This window comes from Synechococcus sp. CCAP 1479/9, from assembly GCF_019038535.1.
In the GTDB taxonomy this organism is placed as follows: domain Bacteria; phylum Cyanobacteriota; class Cyanobacteriia; order PCC-6307; family Cyanobiaceae; genus Cyanobium.
Genome location: NZ_JAFKRK010000024.1, coordinates 349,200 through 372,416 on the forward strand (window position 1 = coordinate 349,200; position 23,217 = coordinate 372,416).

Annotated in this window: 21 protein-coding genes; 9 read left to right on the forward strand and 12 right to left on the reverse strand. The window is 67.5% G+C overall.

Features of this window, described 5'->3' with window-relative positions; all coding sequences use genetic code 11:
- Nucleotides 1-5 precede the first annotated feature (5 nt).
- From KUG38_RS11325 to KUG38_RS11350, 6 genes are all read right to left on the reverse strand, one after another.
- Nucleotides 6-857 carry a prepilin peptidase gene (locus tag KUG38_RS11325; RefSeq protein ID WP_216921517.1) on the reverse strand — a complete coding sequence of 284 codons (852 nt, stop codon included), beginning with the start codon at nt 855-857 and terminating at the stop codon, nt 6-8.
- On the reverse strand, nt 854-1,231 hold the full coding sequence (locus tag KUG38_RS11330; RefSeq protein WP_353617789.1) for a hypothetical protein: 378 nt from the start codon (nt 1,229-1,231) through the stop codon (nt 854-856). The genes KUG38_RS11325 and KUG38_RS11330 overlap by 4 nt, the downstream gene beginning before the upstream one ends.
- 52 nt (nt 1,232-1,283) lie before the next feature.
- Nucleotides 1,284-2,186, reverse strand: coding sequence for a phosphoribulokinase (locus KUG38_RS11335; RefSeq protein ID WP_216921519.1), 903 nt, complete (start codon nt 2,184-2,186; stop codon nt 1,284-1,286).
- Between the two features lie 80 nt (nt 2,187-2,266).
- Nucleotides 2,267-3,349 carry a 3-isopropylmalate dehydrogenase gene (gene leuB / locus KUG38_RS11340; protein WP_216921520.1) on the reverse strand — a complete coding sequence of 361 codons (1,083 nt, stop codon included), beginning with the start codon at nt 3,347-3,349 and terminating at the stop codon, nt 2,267-2,269.
- A 29-nt stretch (nt 3,350-3,378) separates the two neighbouring features.
- Complete coding sequence (lpxD, locus tag KUG38_RS11345) at nt 3,379-4,407, reverse strand: UDP-3-O-(3-hydroxymyristoyl)glucosamine N-acyltransferase (RefSeq protein ID WP_216921522.1); 1,029 nt, start codon at nt 4,405-4,407, stop codon at nt 3,379-3,381.
- Nucleotides 4,408-4,444: 37 nt separating this feature from the next.
- On the reverse strand, nt 4,445-5,167 hold the full coding sequence (locus tag KUG38_RS11350) for a chitin deacetylase family protein (protein ID WP_216921524.1): 723 nt from the start codon (nt 5,165-5,167) through the stop codon (nt 4,445-4,447).
- 107 nt (nt 5,168-5,274) lie between these two features.
- Here KUG38_RS11350 and KUG38_RS11355 point away from each other — a divergent pair, with 107 nt between their 5' ends.
- The 4 genes from KUG38_RS11355 to KUG38_RS11370 all read left to right on the forward strand — a co-directional run bounded on the left by KUG38_RS11355 (nt 5,275) and on the right by KUG38_RS11370 (nt 10,948).
- Nucleotides 5,275-7,626 (forward strand): S8 family peptidase, encoded by a 2,352-nt coding sequence (locus KUG38_RS11355; protein ID WP_216921526.1) that lies wholly within the window; start codon nt 5,275-5,277, stop codon nt 7,624-7,626.
- 192 nt (nt 7,627-7,818) lie between these two features.
- A complete protein-coding gene (locus KUG38_RS11360) occupies nt 7,819-8,277 on the forward strand; it encodes an SRPBCC family protein (protein ID WP_216921528.1) in 459 nt (152 codons plus the stop codon).
- 963 nt (nt 8,278-9,240) lie between these two features.
- Nucleotides 9,241-9,657 carry an ester cyclase gene (locus KUG38_RS11365; RefSeq protein WP_216921531.1) on the forward strand — a complete coding sequence of 139 codons (417 nt, stop codon included), beginning with the start codon at nt 9,241-9,243 and terminating at the stop codon, nt 9,655-9,657.
- A gap of 52 nt (nt 9,658-9,709) precedes the next feature.
- The gene (locus KUG38_RS11370) at nt 9,710-10,948 is read left to right on the forward strand and encodes a cytochrome P450 (RefSeq protein WP_216921534.1); all 1,239 of its coding nucleotides are present in this window, start codon (nt 9,710-9,712) and stop codon (nt 10,946-10,948) included.
- On the opposite strand, the gene KUG38_RS11375 is transcribed toward KUG38_RS11370, so the two are convergent.
- Nucleotides 10,881-11,303: a winged helix-turn-helix transcriptional regulator gene (locus KUG38_RS11375; RefSeq protein ID WP_216921537.1), complete on the reverse strand. Its 423-nt coding sequence runs from the start codon at nt 11,301-11,303 to the stop codon at nt 10,881-10,883. The two genes, KUG38_RS11370 and KUG38_RS11375, sit on opposite strands and share 68 nt — an antisense overlap.
- A gap of 87 nt (nt 11,304-11,390) precedes the next feature.
- Between KUG38_RS11375 and KUG38_RS11380 the strand changes: the two genes are divergently transcribed.
- Both KUG38_RS11380 and KUG38_RS11385 read left to right on the forward strand, forming a co-directional pair.
- Nucleotides 11,391-12,245, forward strand: a complete 855-nt coding sequence (locus tag KUG38_RS11380) for an SDR family oxidoreductase (protein ID WP_216921540.1) — start codon at nt 11,391-11,393, stop codon at nt 12,243-12,245.
- 160 nt (nt 12,246-12,405) lie between these two features.
- Entirely contained in the window at nt 12,406-13,914 is a 1,509-nt protein-coding gene (locus tag KUG38_RS11385; protein ID WP_216921542.1) for a DUF1254 domain-containing protein, read from the forward strand.
- 16 nt (nt 13,915-13,930) lie between these two features.
- Here the strand turns inward: KUG38_RS11385 and KUG38_RS11390 are convergent, their stop codons facing one another.
- Both KUG38_RS11390 and KUG38_RS11395 read right to left on the reverse strand, forming a co-directional pair.
- Nucleotides 13,931-15,355 carry a mechanosensitive ion channel domain-containing protein gene (locus KUG38_RS11390; RefSeq protein WP_216921545.1) on the reverse strand — a complete coding sequence of 475 codons (1,425 nt, stop codon included), beginning with the start codon at nt 15,353-15,355 and terminating at the stop codon, nt 13,931-13,933.
- A 72-nt stretch (nt 15,356-15,427) separates the two neighbouring features.
- Entirely contained in the window at nt 15,428-16,219 is a 792-nt protein-coding gene (locus KUG38_RS11395; protein ID WP_216921548.1) for a class I SAM-dependent methyltransferase, read from the reverse strand.
- Between the two features lie 69 nt (nt 16,220-16,288).
- Between KUG38_RS11395 and KUG38_RS11400 the strand changes: the two genes are divergently transcribed.
- The gene (locus tag KUG38_RS11400) at nt 16,289-16,723 is read left to right on the forward strand and encodes a hypothetical protein (protein ID WP_216921550.1); all 435 of its coding nucleotides are present in this window, start codon (nt 16,289-16,291) and stop codon (nt 16,721-16,723) included.
- 3 nt (nt 16,724-16,726) lie between these two features.
- On the opposite strand, the gene KUG38_RS11405 is transcribed toward KUG38_RS11400, so the two are convergent.
- From KUG38_RS11405 to KUG38_RS11415, 3 genes are read right to left on the reverse strand one after another with little or no spacing between them, the layout of a single operon-like run.
- Entirely contained in the window at nt 16,727-17,572 is an 846-nt protein-coding gene (locus KUG38_RS11405; protein ID WP_216921553.1) for a hypothetical protein, read from the reverse strand.
- Between the two features lie 16 nt (nt 17,573-17,588).
- Nucleotides 17,589-18,410, reverse strand: a complete 822-nt coding sequence (locus tag KUG38_RS11410; RefSeq protein ID WP_216921556.1) for a hypothetical protein — start codon at nt 18,408-18,410, stop codon at nt 17,589-17,591.
- Nucleotides 18,411-18,468: 58 nt separating this feature from the next.
- Entirely contained in the window at nt 18,469-21,759 is a 3,291-nt protein-coding gene (locus KUG38_RS11415) for a CHAT domain-containing tetratricopeptide repeat protein (protein ID WP_353617790.1), read from the reverse strand.
- A gap of 218 nt (nt 21,760-21,977) precedes the next feature.
- Here KUG38_RS11415 and KUG38_RS11425 point away from each other — a divergent pair, with 218 nt between their 5' ends.
- Both KUG38_RS11425 and KUG38_RS11430 read left to right on the forward strand, forming a co-directional pair.
- Complete coding sequence (locus KUG38_RS11425) at nt 21,978-22,448, forward strand: GNAT family N-acetyltransferase (protein ID WP_216921563.1); 471 nt, start codon at nt 21,978-21,980, stop codon at nt 22,446-22,448.
- A complete protein-coding gene (locus KUG38_RS11430; protein ID WP_216921567.1) occupies nt 22,445-23,161 on the forward strand; it encodes an SDR family NAD(P)-dependent oxidoreductase in 717 nt (238 codons plus the stop codon). The genes KUG38_RS11425 and KUG38_RS11430 overlap by 4 nt, the downstream gene beginning before the upstream one ends.
- The last annotated feature ends 56 nt before the right edge of the window (nt 23,162-23,217 follow it).

Here is a 23,217-nt window from a genome sequence, read left to right on the forward strand (position 1 = left end):
GGCCATTAAAGACCCAGGCCCCACAGGCGCAGCCAGGGGCCGTGGCCGCCGATCCAGACCGCCAGGGCGGCGGCGGCGAGGAAGGGGCCGAAGGGGAAGGGCTGCTGGCGGCCGAGACGGCCGCTGAGGCGGGCGATGCCACCGATCAGGGCACCCCCGAGCACCGACAGGCTCACGGCCAGGCCCAGGCCGAGCGGTCCGAGCCAGGCGCCCATCAGGGCGGCCAGCTTGGCGTCCCCCAGGCCCAGGGCCGGCCGGCCCATGGCCTTCTCGGCCAGGGCGCTGAGGGCCTCGAAGCCCAGCAGGCCGGCGGCCACCGCCAGCAGGTGGGAGAACAGCAGCGCCCGGCCCACTTCGGCCCCCTGCGGGAAGCCGATGCCGGCGGTGGCCGCCAGGCCGAGCAGCACGCCCCAGCGGCAGAGCGGTTCCGGCAGCCAGAGGCTGTCCAGGTCGATCAGGGCCAGGGGCAGCAGCCAGCTGGCCAGCAACCAGCCGGCCGCCAGCAGCAGCCAGGGGCTGGGGTCGGGGCCCATGGCGGCCGGGCGGGCGAAGAGCATGGCCACCCAGAGGCCGGCGGTGAGCAGCTCCACCAGCGGGTAGCGGACGGCGATCGGCGCCTGGCAGTGGCGGCAGCGGCCGCGCAGCAGCAGCCAGCTGAGCAGCGGCACGTTCTCGAACCAGGCCAGGGAGGCGCCGCAGCAGGGGCAGTGGCTGCCGGGGAACACCAGCGACTCCTCCCGCGGCAGCCGCCAGACCACCACGTTGAGGAAACTGCCGATGCAGGCGCCCACCAGGGCCACCAGGGGGGCCAGCAGGGGCAGGGCGGCGGTGGGGGCGAGCAGGGCGTCGGGACTCATGGCAGCGGGCGGCTGGATCCCCCGCGGGCACTGCGGCCCCGGGCCGAGCGGGGGCGAAGCAGCTCCATCGGCACGAACTGCTCGTCCGGCAGGAGGATGGGCACCTCGAACACCACCCGTCCCTGGGGCCCTGTGCCGAGCAGCACCACCCCCAGAGGTTCGGGGGCGGTGGGGCAGGACTCGAGGAAACGGAAGTAGACCCGGCGCGAGCAGCGCAGCAGTTCGGCGCTGTTGATGCGGTCCAGGCGCAGGGCGCCGGCCGAGGGGGAGGCCGAGGACTCCCCGCCCCGGATCCGGAACGAGGGGCTTCCGGATGGGGGGGTGCCGGGTCCGGACGGGTGGATGGTGGGGGGCTGGGCGGTGATGGGATTCACCGATTCCTTTCGGGGGATCTTAGGGCCGAAAGGAAGATCAAGCGGCGGATCTTCAGCTGAGTTTCTTCTGCTCCTCGATCATCTTGTGGATGATCGGAGTGAGGATGATCTCCATGGCGAAGCCCATCTTGCCGCCGTTCACCACGATGCTGGTGGGGCTCGACATGAAGGAGCCGTTGATCATGCGCAGCAGGTAGGAGAAGTCGATGCCCCACTTCTCACGGGCCCCCTTGCGGAAATGGATGATGACGAAGCTCTCATCCGGGGTCGGGATGTTGCGGCAGATGAACGGGTTGGAGGTGTCCACCGTGGGCACCCGCTGGAAGTTGATGTCGGTGAGGCTGAACTGGGGGCAGATGTGGTTGATGTAGTCGGGCATGCGGCGCAGGATCGTGTCCACGATCGCTTCGGCCGAGTAGCCCCGCTCGGCGTTGTCACGGGAGATCTTCTGGATCCACTCCAGGTTGGCGATCGGCACCACGCCGATCAGCAGGTCCACCAGGGACGCCACGTCGTAGCCGTCGCCCACCACCCCACCGTGGAGACCTTCGTAAAAGAGGAGCTGGGTGCCGGAGGGGATGGGCTCCCAGGGGGTGAACTGGCCGGGCTCCAGGTTGGTGCCGAGGCGGGCGTTGTGCTCGGCCGCCTCCTCCACCGAGTGGAGGTAGTAGCGGCGGTCGCCGCTGCCGGTTTCGCTGTAGGTGCGGAACAGCTCCTCGAGCTTGTCGAAGATGTTGGCCTCGGGGCCGAAGTGGGAGAAGTTCTCGCCACGGGCCTGGGCTTCGGCCATCGCCTGCTTCATCGGGCCCCGCTCGAAGCGGTGGAAGCTGTCGCCTTCCACCACCGCCGGGATGATGCCCTCGCGGGAGAAGATGTGCTCGAAGGCCCGTTTGACGGTGCTGGTTCCCGCTCCCGAGGAACCGGTGACAGCCACGACCGGGTGACGCTTCGACATCGACGCAGGGGGGTTCAGAGGGTGTGAGTTTGGCAGGTCGCCGGTCCGGGCCCCCCGCGGCCTTCACCGGAGGGGGGCGTTCAGGCCGGCAGGGCCGCCAGCAGCTGCTCGCCCATGGCCTGGCAGCCCACCCGGGTGCAGCCCTCGCCCATGAGCAGGTCGCCGGTGCGGTAGCCGGCGGCCAGCACCCGGTCGACGGCGCTCTCGAGGTCGGCGGCGGCGGCCTCCTGCTGCAGGCCCACCCGCAGCAGCATGGCGGCGGAGAGCACCATGGCGATCGGGTTGGCCTTGTCCTGGCCGGCGATGTCGGGGGCGGAGCCGTGCACCGGCTCGAACAGGCCCGGACCCTCCGAGCCCAGGGAGGCCGAGGGGAGCATGCCGATCGAGCCGGTGAGCATGGCGGCCTCATCCGACAGGATGTCGCCGAACAGGTTGCTGGTGAGGAGCACGTCGAACTGGCGCGGCTCGCGCACCAGCTGCATGGCGGCGTTGTCGACGTACATGTGGCTCAGCTCGACCTCGGGGAACTCGGTGTGGATCGCCTCCACCCGGTCGCGCCACAGCTGGCTCACATCGAGCACGTTGGCCTTGTCGACCGAGCAGAGCCGGCCGCGGCGGGCTGCCGCCAGGCGGAAGCCCACCCGGGCAATCCGGTCGACCTCGTGGTCGCTGTAGACCATGGTGTTGAAGGCGCGCACGCCCCCATCCACCTCGATGCGTCCCTTGGGGGTGCCGAAGTAGATGCCACCGATGAGTTCGCGCACCACCAGCAGATCCACCCCCTCGATCACCTCGGGCCGCAGGCTGCTGGCGCCGGCCAGGGCCGGGATGATCTTGACGGGCCGCAGGTTGGCGAACAGCCCCAGGCCGGAGCGCAGGGCCAGCAGGCCGCTCTCGGGGCGCTGCTCCCGGGGCAGGGCATCGAAACGGGGGGCGCCGATGGCGGCGAGCAGCACCGCATCGGAGGCCCGGCAGGCGGCCAGGGTGCTCTCCGGCAGGGGCACGCCGGTGGCGTCGATGGCGGCGCCGCCGACGGGCTGCGGATCGAACTCCAGGCTGAAGCCGTGGCGGGCGCTCACCGTCTCCAGCAGGGTGCGGGCCACCGCGGTGATCTCCGGACCGATGCCGTCCCCCGCGAGCAGGGTGATCCTGTAGCTGGTCATCGAGAGAGGGGGCCGGGCAGCAGGCGAGGCTACTTCTGCAGCTGCCGCAGGGTGCGGGCCATTTCGGGCAGCTTGTTGAAGACGGCGGAGCAGCGCAGCCAGAGCCGGTTGGGGATGGCGGGGTAGCCGCTGACCACCTCGCCGGCGGCGATCTCGCCATGGATGCCGGACTTGGAGGAGGCGATGGCCCGGTCGCCGATCACGGCCCGGTTGGCCACACCCACCTGGCCGGCGAGGATGACGCCGTTGCCGAGCACGGCTCCGCCGGCGATGCCCACCTGGGCGGCCAGGGCACAGCCCTTGCCCGTCACCACCCCATGGCCGACGTGGACGAGGTTGTCGATCTTGGTGCCGGCACCGATGCGGGTCTCGCCGACGGACGGGCGATCAATGGTGGAGCCGCAGCCCACCTCGACGCCGTCCTCGAGCACCACCCGGCCGGTCTGGGGCATTTTCACCCACCCCGACGCGGTGGGAACGAAGCCGAAGCCCTCGGCGCCGATCACTGCCTGGGACTGGACCACGCACCCCGCCCCGAGACGGCTGCCGGGATGGAGCACGGCGTTGGCGTGGATCTCGCAGCCCGCGCCGAGCTGCACGTCCTCATAGAGGACGACGCCGGGATGGAGCACGCAGCCGGCGGCCACGACGCTGCCGGCGCCGATCACCCCGTGGGCACCCACGTGGACATCGGCGGCCACGGTCGCCCCCGGGTCAACCACGGCGCTGGGGTGGATCCCCGGGGGCTTCGGCGTGGGGGGATGCAGGGCCCCGAGCGCCTGGGCGAAGCCGAGGCGGGGATCCTTGAGGGCCACCCAGGCCAGGCCGCGCTCGCTGGCCAGCTGCTGGATTTCTTCGTCGAGGGGCAGCAGCAGGGCGGCGGCACCGCTGGCGGAGAGGGCGGCCGCCAGGGCGTTGCCGGGTTCAAGGAAGGCCAGCTGGCCAGGGCCAGCGCGATCCAGCGCTTCGGCGCCCGTGATCTCCGGATCCGCCGCCAGGTGCCGCGGGCTGCCGTCCTGCACGGCGCCGATCCGGGTGAGCAGGCTGCTGAAGCGCATTCCCCAGGGGGCGGACGGCCCGGATCGTAGGCCCCACTCAGGCGGCCGGATCGAGCAGCTCCTGCAGGGGCACGAAGCGGTAGCCGCGGCGGCGCAGGTCGGGGATGAGGCAGCGCAGGCTCTCCAGGGTGCGGCCGCTCAGGTCCGGGGTGTCGTGCAGCACCAGGATCCCGCCGGGGTGGGCATTGAGACCCACGAACAGGCGCACGAACCAGAGGGGGGGCCGCAGGATGTCCCAGGGAAAGATCGAACCCAGCACCAGGCGGTAGCGCCGGGCCGCGAGGGCGTCGAGCATGGCCCGGTGAAACCAGCCCCGCCCGGGGCGAAACCAGCGCCAGCGCAGTTTGGCGGGGGCAGCGGCCCGGGCGATCACCCGTTCGGTGTCGGTCAGCAGCTGCTGGAACACCGCGGGCGGAAAGGCGGCGGAGGACTCGTCGCACCAGAGGTGGTTGCCGAGATCATGGCCCTGCTGCAGGGCCCGGCGGGGGAAACGGGGGTCGCGCTCCAGGTGGGAGCCGATCAGGAAGAAGGTGGCCGGCACCTCAAGCTCCCGCAGCACGGCCAGCAGGGCCTCCGATCCGGGGCTGGGGCCATCGTCGATGGTGAGGGCCAGCGTCTTCTGCCGGCCCGGACCGCACCAGACCACCTCCGGACAGAGGGGCACCAGCAGCAGGCGGATCAGCAACGAGGGCAGCAGCACCACCAGCACCAGCAGATCCAGCAGCAGGACCAGGGCCAGAACGGTGAGGAGCAGGGTCATGGGCGGGGGCGGCCTCAAGAACGATGACACCGGCGGCGGGTCGTGGTCCGGCGACGGCGGGACTGGCTAGGGCGGGGGTCGCCTCCCTTCTTCTTCTTCGCGCCACCATGACCGCCCCGAAGAAAGCCGCCGCCGCCGGCAGCGCCAGCGCCCCGATCGCGCGCGGGCAGGCCCGCACAGTGATCTACTGCCATGGGATCTCCAACATGCCCCCCGAGGGGGTGCTGCGCTCGGAGTGGGACCGGGCCCTGTTCGGCGCCGACCAGGGGGAACGCACCCGCATGGCCTACTGGGTCGATCGGGAGCGCTATCCGGAGACGGCGGGCTTCTCCACCCGGGCGATCGGTGACGACCGGGCGACGCTGCAGTCGGAGGCGGAGGCGCTGCTGGCCGCCTCGATCCAGGACAGCGATTCGCCGGCGGAGTCGCAGGCCTTCGTGGACGCCCTGACAGCGCAGCTGGAGGCGTCCGCCCAGACAGCGGCCCAGCGGGGGGCGCCGATGGGAGGCCCGGCGACGCTGTCGGTGGAGGCCAAGGGGCTGTGGAGCCCGGTGACGGCGATGTTCACCCAGGCGTTCCTGGCGGATGTGAACGACTTCCTGTTCAACGCGACGAAGCGTCAGCGGATGGTGCAGACGGTGAAGGAGCGGGTCAGCACCGGCGGCGGTCCCTTCGTGGTGGTCGGCCACAGCCAGGGGAGCATGGTGACCTACCAGGCGCTGATGGAGCTGGGCGCCGCCCTGGAGGTGGATCTGTACGTGACGATCGGCTCACCGCTGGGGCTGCCCCAGGTGACCGACGTGCTGCAGCAATGGCACGGCAAGAAGCTGCCCATCCCGGCCGGTGTGAAGCGCTGGGTGAACATCGCCCAGGACGGCGACATCGTCTGCCTCGACCAGAGCCTGGCCGACGAATACAGCGCTGCCGGCAAGCCGAAGATCGTCGATGAACGGGTGATGGGGGTGGTGTGGCCGCCCAGCAAGGCCCATTCCGCCAGTCGCTATCTGTCGCGCCAGTCGACCCAGGAGACGGTGATGGCGGCCCTGGACCGCTCCCGCTTCCAGCCCGTGAGTCCGATGACGGTGGCCCGCAGCCTGGCCGATGCGCTGGATGTGGAGGCCACGGCCCGGGTGCCGGTGCTGATCGAGCTGGCGGATCGCTCCGCGGCGGGGCCGGAGGGGGGCGATTCGCTCCAGAAGGCGCGGGAGTCGGTGCTGGAGTGGATCCGGGCGCATGTGCTGCAGGGTCCGATCACCGCCGAGACGGTGTTCCTGGAGGATCAGCTGGATCGCTACGTGGCGGTGAATCTGACCCGCGCCGAAGTGGAGACGCTGGCGGGGGCGATGAGCCGCCAGTACGGCGCCACCTCGCCGGCGGTGTACCGGATGTTCAGCAACAGCCGCAAGAAGGCGTTGATGCACGATTCCATCCACACGGTGCAGGCCCGCACCGCCCAGCTGGGCTACAACGCCTGCGGCCAGGGCATCACCTGGGCCGTGCTGGACACGGGCATCGACCGGCATCACCCCCATTTCCACAACGCGACCTTCGCCCCGGACGGAACGATTGCCGCCGAATGGGACTGCACCGCGCGGGGGCCCGTGACGAAGGGCAGCGGCAACGATGCCAACGGCCACGGCACCCACGTGGCGGGGATCATCGCCGGCGGGCTGCTGTCGGTGGGCGGCGAGGGCGGCCCCGACCTGCTGGCGATGGCCCCCCGGGCCCGGATCGTCAGCTACAAGGTGCTGGCCGACAACGGCGGCGGCTACGACGCCTGGATCATCAAGGCGATCGACCACATCTGGAGGCAGAACCAGGAGGGACGGCGCCTGGCGATCCAGGGGGTGAACCTGAGCCTGGGGGGACCGTTCGATCCGGCCAGCTTCGGCTGCGGCGATTCACCGCTGTGCGCCTCATTGCTGCGGCTGGTGCGCCAGGGGGTGCTGGTGGTGCTGGCGGCGGGCAACGAGGGCAGCGGCGACATCGTGGTGGACGGCTTCAGCGCCACCCGCTCGTTTGATCTGTCGATCGGCGATCCGGCCAACCTGGACGAGGCGATCGCCGTGGGGTCGGTGCACCCGACCCTGCCCCACCGCTACGGCACCTCCTACTTCTCCTCGCGGGGCCCCACCGCCGATGGCCGCCTCAAGCCCGACGTGGTGGGCCCGGGAGAGAAGATCCTGTCCTGCCGCAGCAGCAGCGACCCCAAACGCACCCCCAGCCGCGACAAGGGCAAGAGCCTCGATGAGCTCTACGTGGCCCTCTCCGGCACCAGCATGGCGGCGCCCCACATCTCCGGCCTGCTGGCCGCGTTCCTCTCGGTGCGCACCGAATTCATCGGCTATCCCGACCGGGTGAAGCGGATCCTGCTGGAGCACTGCACCGACCTGCAACGGGACCGCTACCACCAGGGGGCGGGCCTGCCGAATCTTTCGAAGATGTTGCTGGAGACCTGAGGGTTCACGGGTCCGTGAACCCCGGCTTAGATCCTGCCGCAAAAGGATTGAGCAGGTTTGCCCCTGGGGCATTCAGCCATCGCCACGGGTTGTTGGCTGGTGGTTCACGGAATGGGTAGGGCGCAAGGATGCGTTCATGGAAACCATCTAACAACAGGTTTGGCCACACACAAACGCCACTCGGAGACTCGGATGCCATCAACGAAGCATATCCAGTTCAACGTGACGATCAAGTCACCGGCAAGCGTGGTTTGGCGACACGTAACCAATCCTGAAAGTTACAAGCAGTGGACATCAGCATTCGCTGAAGGCTCGCACTTTCAGGGCACGTGGGAATCAGGAGCAAGGATTTTGTTCTTGGCACCGAATGGGGACGGAATGGTTTCCGAGATCGCTGAGAGTCGGCCTAATGAATTCATCTCAATCCGACACCTCGGCTTCATTGCAAACGGGGTTGAAGACACCACAAGCGAGGCAATTCGAACCTGGGCACCTGCATTTGAGAACTACACGTTCTTATCCACGAAAGAAGGCACACGCATGGTTGTCGACCAAGACGTCACCGCAGAGTGGGAGGAGTCCATAGGCCAAGCATGGCCGAAGGCGCTTGAAAAACTCAAAACGCTCTGTGAGTCCTCCCATGTGGCCTGACTGTTTGTTAGGCCCCACAAGGGCTGTCGATGTTGGGCCACCGCCAAGAACCGCAAAAAGGTAAACACCACGAAACGCGAGCTCCCCTGGCCTCTGCTTGCACCAGCACCATCGAGACATCGCAGAATCAGCAAGCATTATGAATCCGATAGAACGACCAAGACCTGCCCCAATGCCTACGTACAAGAAATGGGCGATCTGGATCGGCAGGATTGTTCTTGTCCCCGTGTTCACAGCAGCTTGTGCAGGACTTGTCTTTGGCCTTTACCGCTTCATTACGACGGGGCAGATCAGCAGCCCGAGTAGAAACTTTGGTCCCGCCAGTAGCACGATCCACTTCTCAGACCACCCTGTCTGGTTCCTTGTTCTCCTCCTCTTCTACCTTGTGCTGGTGGCGAACTGTTTCGTCGGAACCTTTCTACTCGCTCGATTGTTCTTCAGGCCTGGGCCGAATGGCGCGAAGTGACGCCTGACACCTCGCTCCAGCTGAGCAACCATGGCATGCACTACCCAAGCCATGCACGCCTGCTCGGGCGGCTTAACTCGGCCGTCGAGCGTACTGTCCGCTGAGGGGGAATCCAAAAACGAGGTTGTCATCCGCCATGTAGAGCCGGACGACGATCAACCGATCATCTCGGTCGTTGATGCATGGTCAGGTCGTCGCGTTCCTCATCGGATTCGTGTCGCATAGCGATCCGGACCAGGCCTATGAGCATTTCTTTGCCACGGCCGCATGGGATTCTCGCCCCCTTTAATGCGATTTCAAGGTCGACGGCGTGCCCGTTGCTGTGGGCGATGACGGGGAAGGTGAAGACCGCGTGATCTTCACGAAGAATCTGGATACTCTTGACATGGTCCGGTGGTGCCAATCCTCCAGATCGAACCGACAAGCGTCTGAGCGGTTGACAGTTCATCCGCCAAGCGGAGAACCGCCTGCCCACTTACCTCATGGAGTACAGCCACATGTCAGAGGCAAACAAGAGCATCGTCCGACGACTGATCGCAGAAGGATGGAATGGGCGCAATTTTGCCGTGATCGATGAGCTTTGCTCGGCCAGCTTCATCATGCACGATCCTTCGGCTCCCCATCTGGCGAATGGACCCGAGGCCGCCAAGGCCTACATCGGAGCGCTCGTCGCAGCTTTTCCCGACCTTCACATGCAGGTCCACGATCTGTTCGGAGAAGCAGACAGAGTCTCGCTGCGCTGGTCTGCCGAAGGAACCCAGCAAGGAGAATTCAACGGAATTCCACCAACCAACAGGCGCGTCTGCGTGTCCGGTCAGGCGATCTACCGACTTGCCGACGGCAAGATCGAGGAAGACTGGATCATCGTCGATACCTACGGGATGCTTCAGCAGCTCGGCGTGATTCCAGGCTGACCAGGCACCATCGGGGCGATCTCGATACCGTCGTCCGTGTGTGTCCTCAACCATGACCACAGCCCTGTTCAGCCCGGCGATGCTGGTCGATCCCTACCCGACCTACGCCGCGTTGCGGCGTACCGACCCCGTCCACTGGCATGAACCGTTCGGGGCCTGGGTGCTGACCCGCTACGACGATGTGGTGGCGGCCACCCAGGACCCACGGCTGCACTCCGATCGCGCCGGCGGGATGGGTGAGCGGGCCGGGTGCCCCGAGCTGCAGCGCCTCTTTGAGGTGATCGGGGCCCAGATGAACATCACGGACCCGGAACGTCACCAGCGGCTCCGTGCCCTGGTGGCCAAGGTGTTCACGCCACGGGCCGTGGACCACCTGCGGCCGGCCGTCGAGACGCTGGTCGATGAGCTGCTGGACCGGCTGCCGAAGCAGGGCCGCTTCGATGTGATCGCCGACTTCGCCTTCCCATTGCCGGCCCGGGTGATCGCCCGCCTGCTCGGCCTGGAAACGGGCGACCTGGAAAGCCTCAAGCGCTGGTCGGACGATTTTTCCGCCATCTTCGGCACCGATCCCTCCGCCGTGACCCCCGAGCAGTACCAGCGGGCGTTACGGAGCACCCACGAGCTCACGGACTTCTTTGGCGCGGAGTTCGACAAGCGCCGGGCAAATCCAAGCGACGATCTGTTGAGCCTGCTGGTGCACGCCGAGATTGACGGCGATCGGCTCAGCGAGACGGAGCTGATCGCCAACGCCAATCTGTTCCTGGCGGCCGGCCACGAGACCACCACCCACCTGATCGGCAACGGCCTGCTGGCCCTGCTGCGCCACCCAGAGCAACTCCAGCTGCTGCGCGACGACCCGTCGCTGATTCCGAACGCCGTCGAGGAGTTCCTCCGCTACGACGGCACGGTGCAGTTCATGTACCGGGAGGCGGGCGAGGATCTGACGATCGGCGGCCGCTCGATTCGCAAGGGCCAGCTGGTGTATCTGATGTTCGCGGCCGCCAATCGCGACCCGGACCGGTTCCCGGATCCCGAACGGCTCGACGTGCGGCGCCGGTCCGACGTCCACCTCGCCTTCGGCCATGGCCCCCACTTCTGCCTGGGCGCGGCCCTGGCCCGGATGGAGGCGACGATCGCCTTCACCGCACTGCTGCGGCGCGTCTCCGGGCTGCGACTGACCGGCGAGCCGCTGGAGTATCAGGACAACCTGGAACTGCGTGGGCTCAGATCGCTGCCGGTGGCGTTTGATCAGCGTTCGGCCTCGCTGTCGGCTGCGCCTGCTGGGCCTTGAGGATCTCCGGCAGGTTGATCTCGATCCAGTCGGTCATCGCCTCGACCTGACGGCCGATGCCCACCCCCAGGGGGGTGAGCGAATACTCCACGTGCGGTGGCACCACCGGATAGGACACGCGCCGGATGAAGCCGTCCTGTTCCAGCTGCTGCAGCGTCTGGGCCAGCATCTTCTCGCTGACGCCCCCGATCCTGCGGCGCAGCTCGCTGAAGCGATGGGTTCGCTCCATCAGGGCCACCAGCGCCAGCACCCCCCAGCGGCTGGTCACGTGCTTGAGGATCTCCCGCGACGGGCATTCCGGCGCCAGAACCTCCCCGCGCCGCAGGGTCTCGCCAAGCCTCGAGCCCGCATTCATGAGGCTTACCTTTTTGTAAGTACTTACGAAAAGAAATCGTAAGGCGTAGGTTGCCTCCGTTCCATCAAGCCACGCCAGCGAACGGCAATGACCCAATTCGTCATCACGGGAGCCACCGGGCAACTGGGCCGCCTGGTCATCGATGTCCTGCTCAGGAGGGTCCCCGCTGACAGCATCGTCGCCGCCGTCCGCAACGTCGAGAAAGCCAGCGACATCGCCGCCATGGGTGTGCAGGTTCGCCAGGCCGATTACAACCAGCCCGCCAGCCTGGAGGCCGCCCTGCAAGGCGCGGACAGGCTCCTGCTGATCTCCTCCAGCGAGATCGGCCAGCGCACACGCCAGCATCAGGCCGTCATCGACGCGGCCAAGCGTTCAGGCATCCAACGGCTGGCCTACACCAGTGTTCTGCACGCCGATACCTCGGTCCTCGCCCTGGCTCAGGAACACAGGGAAACCGAAGCGGCGATCCTTGCGTCCGGCCTGCCGTTCGTGCTGCTGCGCAACGGCTGGTACACCGAGAACTACACGGCAGGCCTTCCCTCAGCCCTGTCGCTGGGGGCCGTCTATGGCTGCGCCGGTGAGGGGCGCATCGCCTCCGCGACCCGGGCCGACTACGCCGAAGCCGCCGCCACCATCCTCACCAGCGACGATCCGGCCGGCCAGATCTATGAACTCGCCGGCGACAGCGCCTACACCCTGAGCGACTTCGCCGCGGCGATCTCCACGCAGATCGGCCAGCCGATCCCTTACATCAACCTTCCCGAAGCGGACTACCGCAGCTCACTGCTTGGCGCAGGCCTGCCGGAACCCCTGGCCGCTCTGCTGGCCGATTCCGATACGGGCGCCTCCAAGGGCGCCCTGTTCGATGACGGCAGGCAGCTCAGCAGACTCCTTGGCCGGCCAACCACAGCCCTGGATGCAGCGATCATGGCGGCCCTGTAGGGCGTTCCAGGGCAGCGTCAGGGCGAAGTTGCAGCAGGCGAGCGGTCCGGGAATCGGGAGTCCGGTGATGCCCAGAGCCATGCTTCCGCTGTGCCATACAGACCATTGCCACTGACATAGCCTTCCTCCCTTGCCCTCCCCAACGCCAGGAGCCGTCGCGATGAGGTCGTCCCACCAACGACGGGCCCTGGCCATGGCGGCCCTGGTGACCTCATGGGCCACCGCCGCCTCAGCCCAGACCTTCAGGACGACAACCCCGATTGCACCGGGGGTGGCCACGCCGGATCGGCTCGAGACGTCCATCGGCCCGTTGGAGCTGATCGATGGGTTCCCGAAACCCGACACCATCGAGAAGATCTACGACAACCTGGATCGCTCCCGGGCCCTGCAGGCCTACCTGCTGGCAATACCGATCGTGAATCAGGCGGGCATGCGGGACTCGCTGCGCAAGTTCGGCCCCGAGAACAGCACCAATGTGATCTGGGAGAACCTGGTGGACCCCCGCACGGTGGAGCTCACGGCCAACGACAACACCGTGTACAGCTTCATCTGGCTCGACACCAAGAAGGGCCCCCTGGTGGTCGACGTCCCCCCCAAGGTGCTGGGTGCTGTCAATGATTTCTGGTATCGCTGGGTGGTCGACGTCGGCATCACCGGAGCCGACAAGGGGGCGGGTGGCAAGTATCTGTTCCTTCCCCCCGGCTACCAGGGCCCCATCCCCCAGGGGTATCAGGTCGTCCGGCCGAAGACCTACGGCAACTGGTTGTTCTTCCGCTCCTTTCTGGTGGATGGGTCCCCCAAACCCGGGGTGGAGTCGGTCAAGGCCAACCTGAAGATCTACCCGCTCTCCGCTGCGGCCAACCCACCCGCGATCCGGTTCGCCAACGCCTCCGGCGTGCCGGCCAACTTCGTGGCCCCTGGCGACTACTCCTTCTGGGCACTCCTCAACCAGGTGATTCAGGAGGAACCTGCCACCGGCTCCGACCCGACCACACTGGGCCTCTTCGCCTCGGTGGGGATCGTCAAAGGCAAACCCTTCAACCCGAACGAACGCTGGAAGAAGATCCTCAGTGATGCTGCCAACATCGGTGCCGTGACCGCACGGACCCTGGCCCTGAAGATTCGCGAGCCGGAGGCCTACTTCTACCCGGACAGCTCCTGGCGCCTGCCGTTCTTCGGCGGCTACAGGTTTGAAGTGTCCCCAGGTGTGGCCAACCTGGATGGTGCCATTTTCTACTACTACTTCGCCACCGGTGTCACACCGGCCATGGAGCAGAAAATCGTCGGCAAAGGCTCCCAGTACCCCTGGGCCGCACTCGATGCCAAGGGCGAGCGCCTCGATGGCAGCAAAACCTATCGGCTGCGCCTGCCTGCCAACGTCCCCGTCGCCGATTTCTGGTCCGTGATCGTCTATGACACCCAGACGCGATCGATGCTGCAGACCGACCAAAAGGCACCGAGTGTCAGCAGCCAGGACAAGGGCATCAAAGCCAATGCCGACGGTTCGGTTGATGTCTGGTTTGGACCGAAGGCCCCCGTTGGATTCGAAAACAACTGGGTCCAGACGATTCCCGGCAAGGGCTGGTTCACCCTGTTGCGTCTGTATGGTCCGCTGGAGCCCTGGTTCAACAAGACCTGGCGTCCCGGTCCGATTGAATTGCTGCCTTGATCCAGCGGATCGGCGCTCAGCCCGCCTCCGTCTCCACCGAGGCCATGGCGGGGCGTCCGGCCAGCACCCGTTTCAGCCGCTCGCGGAACCACTGCAGGGGGTGGCCCATGTCGGCGTCCTCGAGCAGGCCGCGCTGACGCAGGCAGTCCTCGTAGCTGCGCAGCACATCGCTGCGGCGGGCCACCTCCCTGGCGACGGTGTCGGCGAATTCGGGCCGCGACGCCAGCAGGGCGCGGAAGCTGCCGCTGGGAACAACGAACAGCGTCGTGTCCTCAGCGGTCACCATGGTGGTGGGGTAGGGCACCTGGAGCAGCAGCGGCAGTTCACCGAAGAATTCCCCGGCGGTGAAGGTGAACAGCTTGCGGCTCACCCGGTCCGTTTCATGGATCGCATCCACCGCGCCACTCAGCACCAGGTGGAAGGAGCGGCCCTCATCACCCTGGCGCACCAGCACCGTGCCGGCGGGCAGGGAGCGGCGGGCGCCACTGCCCACCAGTTCCCGCAGGCGCCGATCATCCATGCCGCTGTAGCAGGCATGGTCGGGCAGGGACGCCCGCAGGGGGCTCCAGTCCGGGCCCGCTCCCTCCTCATCCACCTTGCGCCGGGAGGACAGCAGCTGGATCTGCTGGCGGGAGCCGGCCAGTTCGATGCGGCGCTCCCGGAGCCCCTGCTCGATCGCGTAGTTGAGCGAACTGCGCAGGCTGAGGCTGGCGTGGATCGCCGAGGTCCAGGCCCAGAGCTCGAACGCCATCCCCTGGCCCTGGAGGCCATGCAGCAGCACCTTCGGCGGCGGATCGGCCAGCACCGAGGGTTCGGCAAGCGCCGCCTCCAGCAGCACCTCGGTCACGGCCAAAGGGTCGCTGCCGTGGGCCACCGTCACCTCCACATCCACCCGGCCATCGGAGCTCAGGTAGCTGAGGTTCTTCACCGGCGCATTGGTGATGGCCGAATTGGGCACCACGATCTCGGCGCCCTGGAAGGTGCGGATCACGGTGGAGCGGATCGAGATCTCGCGGATGAAGCCGCTGGTGTCGCCGAACTCGATCTGGTCGCCCACCTTCAGCTTCCCCTCCATCAGCAGGGTGAGGCCACTGGTGAGGTTGCGGGTGAGCTCCTGCAGCCCGAAGCCGATCCCCACCCCGAGGGCCCCGAAGATGACGGCGAGGGCGCCGATGTCGAGACCCATCCCCTGGGCCACCACCACGTAACCCAGGGCGGCCAGCCCCATGGAGAGGAGGGTGGCCACCGCCTCGCGCCGCCCCTCCGGCAGGGAGAACCAGCGCAGCACCCGTCCGGCCAGCAGCCGCTTCAAGCCCCGCGCCGCCAGGCTCACGGCCAGCAGCAGCAGCAGCACCTCCACGATCCAGAGCAGGGAGAAGCTCTGGCGGCCCAGGGGCAGCAGCGGGGCCGTGAACAGCTTCTGAAAGCGCTCGAGATCCACCCCTTGGGCTCCGCCGTTGATCCCTTCTAGCCCCAGGCGGCGGCGTGATGCTGTGCGGGGCGGGCAGGAGGTTCAGCCTCCGCTGGAGAGGGCGCTGGAGCGCGGTGGGCGGAGTCGCTCCGGAAGCCCCCACCTGCACCAGCAAACGAGACGATGGAGGTTCTCACGAACAGCAAGGGGCCTCCATCTCCCATAGCCCAGCCGGGCGAGGCTCTGGCCGTAGTCAACACTGGAGGCCGTCAGGACGACGAAGTCTGCCCCTCTGACATAAAAATGAAGGGGACTCCGGTGCGTCAGCGCCAGAAAACGCAGGCCATTTCTGACGGAACTCCAGCAGAAGTCATCGCCGCAGACGAGCCCCTTTTTCGACGTGACCTTCAAGGCACCGGTAACGTCGGTCCATACGGAGTGGGTGTCATGGGCTCCATCGACGTAGACCACATCAAAGGTGAGGCCCTGCTGGGCAAAGAACGGCAGGGCGGAGGATGAGGCGGCCCTGAATGGCACGATCCTGTCCTGAAAGCCACTGTCCCAGACGTTGCCCAGAAAATCGTCGAAGAACGTCGGTCCGTAGTCACTGAGGGAAAGCTTGTCCAGGTTCCACTCGTCGCCGCAACTGCTCAGGAAATGCTCAACGGAGCCCAGCCAGGTGTCCACGCAGTAGACGACAGCGTCAGGCTGCACTTCCTTTGCGGCCTCGGCCCAGGCGATCGATGAGGCTCCCATCCAACTGCCGATCTCGAGAATGCTGGACGGCTTCACAAGACGGCAGATGTCACCGAACAGGGGCTGCGATCTGGACTTGGCGCTTGTTTTCGAGCGACTGATTCTCGGCTGCGGACAGGACGATGGGAAGGGATACATGATCTGGCCGCCTACTCCTTGATCCGAAGCTATGGCAGTGTTCCCAGTCTGTCCAGAAGTCTCAACACCGTGCCCCATCCCTTCCGCTCGCTTCCAGCAGCCGATACACCGCGGAAGCGCATCCTCACCGTGATGATGGCCCTGGCCATGGGTGCAACGCCGACCTGGGCTTCTCCAGCAGCATCACCCTGTGAGGCGGCGCTCGGCACCTGGGACTACGTGGCACCCAGCAAGCCGGGGCGGGCCGTGGTCACCAAGCTGGCCGACGGTCGCCATCACGTGGTGTGGATCGTTTCGGAACGGGGCGGCACCGCCGCCGGTGCCTGGGAGGGAACCTGCGAGGGCTCCCGCCGGACCTGGCGCGTGCTGTTCCCCTCGGATCCGGGCATCGCTGGGCTGAAGGTCGTGGAGGAGTTCGAGGTGGACGGCGATGCGATTCGCTTCTGGCTGCTGGGCCCCGATGGCAAACGTGGGCCGATGGGAGGCGCCCGTCGTCTGCCCTGAGTGCTACGAACCCCCCGAGAGCCCAACCTGCACGCTCTGCTCATTCAGAAAATAGTTCGAATCGAAGGCCTTCAGCTTTCGATCCATCAGGCGGTCCTGCTTGTCCGGATCATCCAGGCGCTGGCAGTCGGTGGGGTTGCCTTCCGCGCACAGCAATGGAATGACCACGTCACTCTTGTCATAGCCCCACTCCAACACCCTCCCCCCCAGCAGGGCGTTGCCCTTGGGTGGCTCCCGCGTCAGGACGGGAACCAGCACATCCACCTGGGCCGCATAGGCTCCCGAGGGCAGGGAGACGATCACCGAACGGTGAATCGTTTCGCCGGGATTGATGTGGTCGTCAACGAACAACTTGCCGGCCGCTTCGGTGGGATAGGGCTGGAGCACCGCCCCCCTCTCCACGTGGATGACATCGAAGGGGCCGCTGGCGCGCGCCGGAAACGTCGATCGATTCAGCACCTGGCGGCGGATCGGGAACAGCTCCCAGAAGCTGCTGAGCAGGTAGAGCCTGCGCGTGCTGGCGTTGGTGGCGCTGACCTTCAGTTCCCGTTGCAGCGAGGGCGACGATCCCGTACTCGGTCCGTCGGCGGCGATAGGGGTCAGGCTGATCTCCAGACTGATGCTGGCGGGCGCCTGGGAAGGCACATAGATCTCCTTCCACACGAAGGTGTAGATCCCCCAGGAGGCGGCGATGATGATGCCCAGCGTCCTGACCCATTCGTGCAGCGACGGCGAGCGCATCCAGGCCGGCAGGTGCAACGATCGCGCCCTGGTTCGGGAGCCCGGCATGCCTTTCGGGGGCAGCGTCTCACTGTCTCCATGGGGCTTGATCGGGGGTTCGCTGCTCACGGGTTCGAGGGGTGCCTCACTTCTGGCCGGTGAAGGGGGGCACACGCCTCGGGCAGGGGGAGTTGGGCAGCCTCCTGCAGCGTCGGTTCATCACCGCCATCGTGTTGAAGGCGGCCCGGTCTGTCCCCGTGGCCAGGGCGCTCAGCAGCGCAGGATCGGGCACCTGGTCCCTGGCGAGCTGGGCCATCGCCCCATCGGAGCAACCAGCCAGCTCCGTCATGCCAAGGCCGGTGAGCAGGGCATAGGAGCGCTGGCTGCGGGTGCCCATCTGCTCGGCCATGGCGGTCGCGTAGGCCCCGTTGGCCGGGGCAACGAGTTGGTCGGGCCTGGGGGGGTCCTGGGGCCTGGGTTGCAGGCTGGTGCCACCGATCAGCACCCCCGCCAGGCAGTTGGCCTGAAGGTTGGCGGCGGCGGCTGAACGACGCGCCATTGGCCGCTGGCCAAGGATTGCCGTGCCCAGGCCGATCCCGACCCAGTAGGCCACGCCCCACTCCCCATGGCGGCTGGCCTCCTTCGCCAGCCTGGTGCGATCCAGCAGCACCCTGCCGCCGCCGGCGCAGTAGAGGGCCGGGCTCTGAACTCCCCCGGCCGCGCTGGCTGCGGTGCTGGCCCCGGGGCAGGCCGACTGGGGCGTCTGGCCGGCGGGAAGCACCTCGATGGCCGGCCAGGGCAGTGAGGCGGTGCCTGGATCCGCGTTCCAGCTCTGGCGAAGCTGGCCGGCAATGGAGGCCACCATGGCGTCCAGTTCAGGGGCAGCGGCCCCAGGGGCCACCGGCGCGAGCAGCGAGGCGGTGACCAGCAGAGCGCCCAGTGCCGCAGACCCCCGGTGATTTCGCATGGGTTGGCAACACCGACTCACGGCCGGCTTTCAGTCTGCCTGGTGTGCAGCGCCTGGCTCATAAACCGGGGATCGGCCCCCCATCACCCGTGAGCTGCCAGGCGGCCCAGAACTTGTGGTCGGCCCAGTCCGGCTCCGGCGGATTGCTGCGGAACTCCTGCTGCACCGCCGTCAGCGCCTCCATGCGACCCATTCCCCGCTTGAGCAGGGCGACGTAGCGTTGCATGAACGCCGCCGTGGCGTCATCGTCCACCTTCCACAGCGACAGCAGGGTGGAGCGGGCGCCGGCCACGGTGAGGGCACGCTGCAAGCCGTAGACCCCTTCGCCGGTCTGCAGGGTTCCGGAGGCGGTGTCACAGGCGGAGAGCACGACCAGCTCGGTGCCATCGAGCTGCAGCTGGGCCGCCTCCTTGGCGGTGAGGTAGCCGTCGTCGCCCGCCTCGCGGCTGTGGTTGGCGCCCGCCAGCACGATGCCGCTGTTCAGCAGCGGGTCACCGCTGCCCATGGTGAAGAACCCGTGGCTGGCGATGTGCAACACCCTGGGGCCGCGCGCCTCCTGCAGCACGGCGGTCGTGGCGGCGGATCCCTGATAGAGGGCAGCGCCGAGGCGTTCGGCGATCCAGCTCCCCTCGGCGGCCGTCGCGGGCAGCGGCTGCCACTGGCCAGGGCCACCGAAATCGGGGGCGGCGAGCACCAGGGCGCGCTGGCCTCCGGCACCGGGGCTGCCCAGGCTGAGCAGGTCGCGGCCGCTGGTGAGGATCCGCAGCTGCACCTGCTGGCCCAGGGTGGGAGCCGAGTCGGACCCTGCCCCGCTGGGACCCTCGGTGGGAGCCGGCAGCGCCGTGAACGGGATGCGGCTCAGCTCGCCATCGGGGGAGACGAACCACCGCCGCCGCCCCTGCAGCTGCGGCAGCAGGGGCCCCAGCACCTTCTGGCTCACCTGGGCCCAGAACGGTCCGGCGGGGCGGTTGCGGGCCAGGCTTTCAGCCAGGGCCTGCTGGATCAGGGGATCGATGGCCGCCGCCGGGCCCAGGTCCACCGCGCGGGTTGTCCGGTCGGGGAACAGCAGCATCGCCAGATAGCGCGCCTCCCCCCAGCTCCTGGCCTCCGGTTGACGGGCGTCGTAGGGGCGGAAGCGTTGGAATTCGACCAGCACCCCATCCGCCGGCAGGGAAGCGGCCACCTGGGCGGCGTCCACCAGGCGCGGGGTCAGGGCCGGCAGCTGGCGGTAGAGCTCCTGCTCCAGCCGCTCCCGCTGCCCCTGCAGCGTCCGGCGCTGCGACTCACTGAGGTTGACATCGGCCAGCCGGGCCGTCAGGTCCGTGAGCTGGCTCACCAGGATCTGCTGGGCAGGGGAGCCACGGCCCAGCTGGGCCTGGCGCCGTTCGATGTCCTGCAGCAGACCGTGGCGGTTCAGGCGGGTGAACAGGGCCAGGGAGGCGCCCGCCGGCGAGCGCACCCCAAGGGAATAGGGGATCTCCCAGACGTTGCCGAGGGCCTTGATCTGCTCCTGTCGCCGGGCCTGGGGCAGCAGGGGGGCTTCCCGCTGCAGGAACAGGGACTGGCTGCCGATGCCGCGGCGCAGCAGGGGTTCGGCCCGGGCCTCGGCCCCCTGGCTCAGGTAGGCCTTCGCCAGGTTGTTGAGGCTGAGGGCGGTCGTGGGGTGATCGGGCCCCAGCGCGGTCTCGTAGATCGCCAGAGCCCGCAGGAACAGGGGTTCCGCCTTGGCGTGGGCCCCCTGAAGGCGGTGGAGATCCGCCAGGTTGTTGAGGCTGCCGGCGGTATCGGGATGGTGGGGCCCCAGGGCCTTCTCCCGGATCGCCAGGGCACGTCGGTGCAGCGGCTCGGCCCTTTCGGGGGCACCCTGGTGGTCGAGGAGCACCGCCAGGTTGTTGAGACCCGTGGCGGTGACGGGGTGGGCGGGCCCCAGCGTCGTCTCCTGGATGGCAAGGGCCCGGCGCAGCAGCGGTTCGGCGCGGGCGTAAGCGCCCTGATCGCTATACAGCATGGCCAGGTTGTTCAGGCTGGCGGCGGTATCGGCGTGGCCGGCGCCGAGCGCCTTCTCCCGGATCGCCAGAGCACGGCGCAGCAGGGGCTCCGCCCGCCTATAGGCCCCCTGGCTCCGGTAGAGCAGGCCCAGGTTGTTCAGGCTGGTGGCCGTGGCGGGATGCTCCGGGCCCAGCGCCTTCTCGTTGATCGCCAGGGCCTGTTGATAGAGGGGTTCGGCCCTGGCGAAGGCACCCTGGTTCTCCTGGAGCGCCGCCAGGTTGTTGAGGCTGGTGGCGGTGTCGGGGTGATCGTCACCCAGGGCCTTCTGCTTGATGGCCAGGGTGCGGCGCAGCAGGGGCTCCGCCTCGGCGTACCGGCCCTGGTTGATGTAGAGCGTTGCCAGGTTGTTCAGGCTGAGAGCGGCTTCCTGATGGTCAGGCCCTCGCCGCTTCTCCATCATTGCAAGGGCGCGCAGATAGAGAGTTTCGGCCTTGGAATAAGCGCCCATATTGCTATACAGCAGACCAAGAGTGACCAGACCAACGGCGACATCAGGGTGATCAGCATCCAGTGTTTTCTCCCTGATGGCCAGAGCACGAAGAAGCAGAGGTTCGGCCTTCCGATAGAGGTTCAGCTTGCTGTAATGGATCCCAAGACTGATGAGGCTTGTCGAGGTGTCAAGATGATCAGGGCCCAGCGCCTTCTCTCTGATCCGCAGGCCGCGCAGATAGAAGGGTTCCGCTTTCGCATACTTGGCCTGACTGGTGTACAGCAGTCCAAGGTTGTCGAAGCCGAGGGCGAGCCCCGGATGGTCAGGCCCCAGAGCCTTCTCAGCGATGGCAATGGCTCGCAGGTAGAGCGGTTCGGCCTTGGCATTGTTGTTCTGCTTGTAGTACAGCCAGGCGAGGTTGTTAATGCTGAGGGCGGTGAAGGGATGGTCCGGCCCGAGGATCCTGGTTCTGATCGCCAGGGCACGAACAAGCAGGGGCTCTGCCTTGGAAAAGTTGCTCTCCTTGATGTACAGCAGCCCGAGGTTGTTGAGGCTGGTGGCGGTATCGGGATGGTCGGGACCCTGCGCCTTCTCACGCCAGGCCAGCACCTGTTCCCATAGGATCGCCGCCTTTGCGTAGTCGCCCTTGGCTTCGAGGGCGTTGGCCTGGTCAATCCAGTCCCAAACCTGGGCTGGGATCTGGGGGTAGCGCTCTCCCAACGGCTGGGCGAGCCACCCCTGCTGCCGTGGCCGTGAAGACGGGCCTTGGTGATCGACGGCAGCAGCCCGAGGCCCCTCGGCCAGCAGGAGCATGGCGAGGGCGGCTCCCCAGCGGAACAGGGCCAACGAGGAACGAGCTGACCGCGTCATGGGCGAACGGGGAGGCTCCGGCGCGACACCAGAGGTCTCTGGAATCCTTCGGGCACCGATCACCAAAGTCTTCCCGCCTCCGGTACGGGGTCCAGCATGGACGGTTCCCCGGTCTCTGGCTGGTGCTGGTGCAGAGCGATGGGGTGGGCGTTACGCCGCATCCTGCCCGCACCCCGATCACGTCCACACTGGCCAGATGTTGTGGATCACCTCTGCCCATGACGATTCAGCCCTCCGTTCGTGTCCTCGGACCGGCCGACGTGGGCACCCTGCGCTCCCTGTTGGCGGTGTTTGCCGATGCCTTCGAGGATCCGGAGAGATACCTCGAGCGGCAGCCTTCGGATCCCTACCTGCACAAACTGCTCAGCACGGAGATGTTCCTGGCGATCGTCGCCGAGGCCGGGACGCGGGTGGTGGGTGGACTGACGGGCTACGTCCTGCCGAAGTTTGAGCAGGCCTGCTGCGAGTTCTACCTCTACGACCTCGCCGTGGCTCACGATCACCGGCGGCAGGGAGTGGCCAAGGCGATGATCGAGCGCCTCCAGACGCTGGCTGCCGAGCGCGGCTTTGACGGGATCTTCGTCCAGGCCCATCGCGACGATGGACCCGCCATCGCCCTCTACGCCAGGCTGGGTGTCGGGGAAGATGTGCTGCACTTCGACATCGCCCCTGCGGGAGCGGGTCCATGAAGCTGATGGTGGTCGGGGCCAGCCGCGGGCTTGGCCGTGCCTTTGTCGAAGGTCTGGGCAGCGTCGGTGACACGGTGATCGGCGTCTCGAGGCAACGGCCCGATGGCCTGAGGCTGCCGGAGGGTGTCGAGCTGGCCTGGATCGAGGCGGATCTGGCGGAGCCGCTGCTGGCGGCCCGGTGGATCGAGCAGCAGGCCCCCGCCCAGCTGGACGTGCTGATCTACAACCTCGGCGTCTGGGAAGCGAACGCCTTCAGCGAGGCCTACAGCTTTCTGGAGGATCCCGACGACAGCATCGCCAACCTGGTGGCCATCAACATCACCGGCACCCTGATGCTGCTCCGGCGGCTGATTCCGCGCCTGCTCGGCTCCACCAGGCCCCAGCTGATCCTCACGGGCTCCACCTCCGGCCTGCGCCAGAGCGGGCAGCCGGAGGTGACCTTCGGCGCCTCCAAGTTCGCCCTCAGCGGCATCGCCGATGCCCTGCGGGAGAGCTTCCGGGACCGGCAACTGGCGGTGACCTGCCTGCAGCTGGGCTACCTGAACACCGACGACGGCCTGGAGGTGTCGCCCGAGGCGGCCGCCGGGCGCGGTGAGGGCCGTCAGATTCCGCTCCACGACGTGATCCGGATCGTCTCGGCCCTGCTGCAGCTCTCACCGGCGTCCTTCGTGCGCGAGCTGGTCCTGCCCGCCATCGGCGACGAACGGTTCTGAATGAGGGAGCATGGAGCACCCCTACGGTGCTGCCATCCCACCGCCGGCGCCGGAGC

Excerpts from the sequence above, each read along its gene's own strand:
- KUG38_RS11325 (WP_216921517.1), bottom strand. The coding sequence starts at position 857 with ATGAGTCCCGACGCCCTGCTCGCCCCCACCGCCGCCCTGCCCCTGCTG.
- leuB (WP_216921520.1), bottom strand. The coding sequence starts at position 3,349 with ATGACCAGCTACAGGATCACCCTGCTCGCGGGGGACGGCATCGGTCCG.
- KUG38_RS11415 (WP_353617790.1), bottom strand. The coding sequence starts at position 21,759 with ATGACGCGGTCAGCTCGTTCCTCGTTGGCCCTGTTCCGCTGGGGAGCC.
- KUG38_RS11355 (WP_216921526.1), top strand. The coding sequence starts at position 5,275 with ATGACCGCCCCGAAGAAAGCCGCCGCCGCCGGCAGCGCCAGCGCCCCG.
- KUG38_RS11370 (WP_216921534.1), top strand. The coding sequence starts at position 9,710 with ATGACCACAGCCCTGTTCAGCCCGGCGATGCTGGTCGATCCCTACCCG.
- KUG38_RS11375 (WP_216921537.1), bottom strand. The coding sequence starts at position 11,303 with ATGAATGCGGGCTCGAGGCTTGGCGAGACCCTGCGGCGCGGGGAGGTT.
- KUG38_RS11360 (WP_216921528.1), top strand. The coding sequence starts at position 7,819 with ATGCCATCAACGAAGCATATCCAGTTCAACGTGACGATCAAGTCACCG.
- KUG38_RS11385 (WP_216921542.1), top strand. The coding sequence starts at position 12,406 with ATGAGGTCGTCCCACCAACGACGGGCCCTGGCCATGGCGGCCCTGGTG.
- KUG38_RS11395 (WP_216921548.1), bottom strand. The coding sequence starts at position 16,219 with ATGTATCCCTTCCCATCGTCCTGTCCGCAGCCGAGAATCAGTCGCTCG.
- KUG38_RS11335 (WP_216921519.1), bottom strand. The coding sequence starts at position 2,186 with ATGTCGAAGCGTCACCCGGTCGTGGCTGTCACCGGTTCCTCGGGAGCG.
- lpxD (WP_216921522.1), bottom strand. The coding sequence starts at position 4,407 with ATGCGCTTCAGCAGCCTGCTCACCCGGATCGGCGCCGTGCAGGACGGC.
- KUG38_RS11430 (WP_216921567.1), top strand. The coding sequence starts at position 22,445 with ATGAAGCTGATGGTGGTCGGGGCCAGCCGCGGGCTTGGCCGTGCCTTT.
- KUG38_RS11425 (WP_216921563.1), top strand. The coding sequence starts at position 21,978 with ATGACGATTCAGCCCTCCGTTCGTGTCCTCGGACCGGCCGACGTGGGC.
- KUG38_RS11365 (WP_216921531.1), top strand. The coding sequence starts at position 9,241 with ATGTCAGAGGCAAACAAGAGCATCGTCCGACGACTGATCGCAGAAGGA.
- KUG38_RS11410 (WP_216921556.1), bottom strand. The coding sequence starts at position 18,410 with ATGCGAAATCACCGGGGGTCTGCGGCACTGGGCGCTCTGCTGGTCACC.
- KUG38_RS11350 (WP_216921524.1), bottom strand. The coding sequence starts at position 5,167 with ATGACCCTGCTCCTCACCGTTCTGGCCCTGGTCCTGCTGCTGGATCTG.
- KUG38_RS11380 (WP_216921540.1), top strand. The coding sequence starts at position 11,391 with ATGACCCAATTCGTCATCACGGGAGCCACCGGGCAACTGGGCCGCCTG.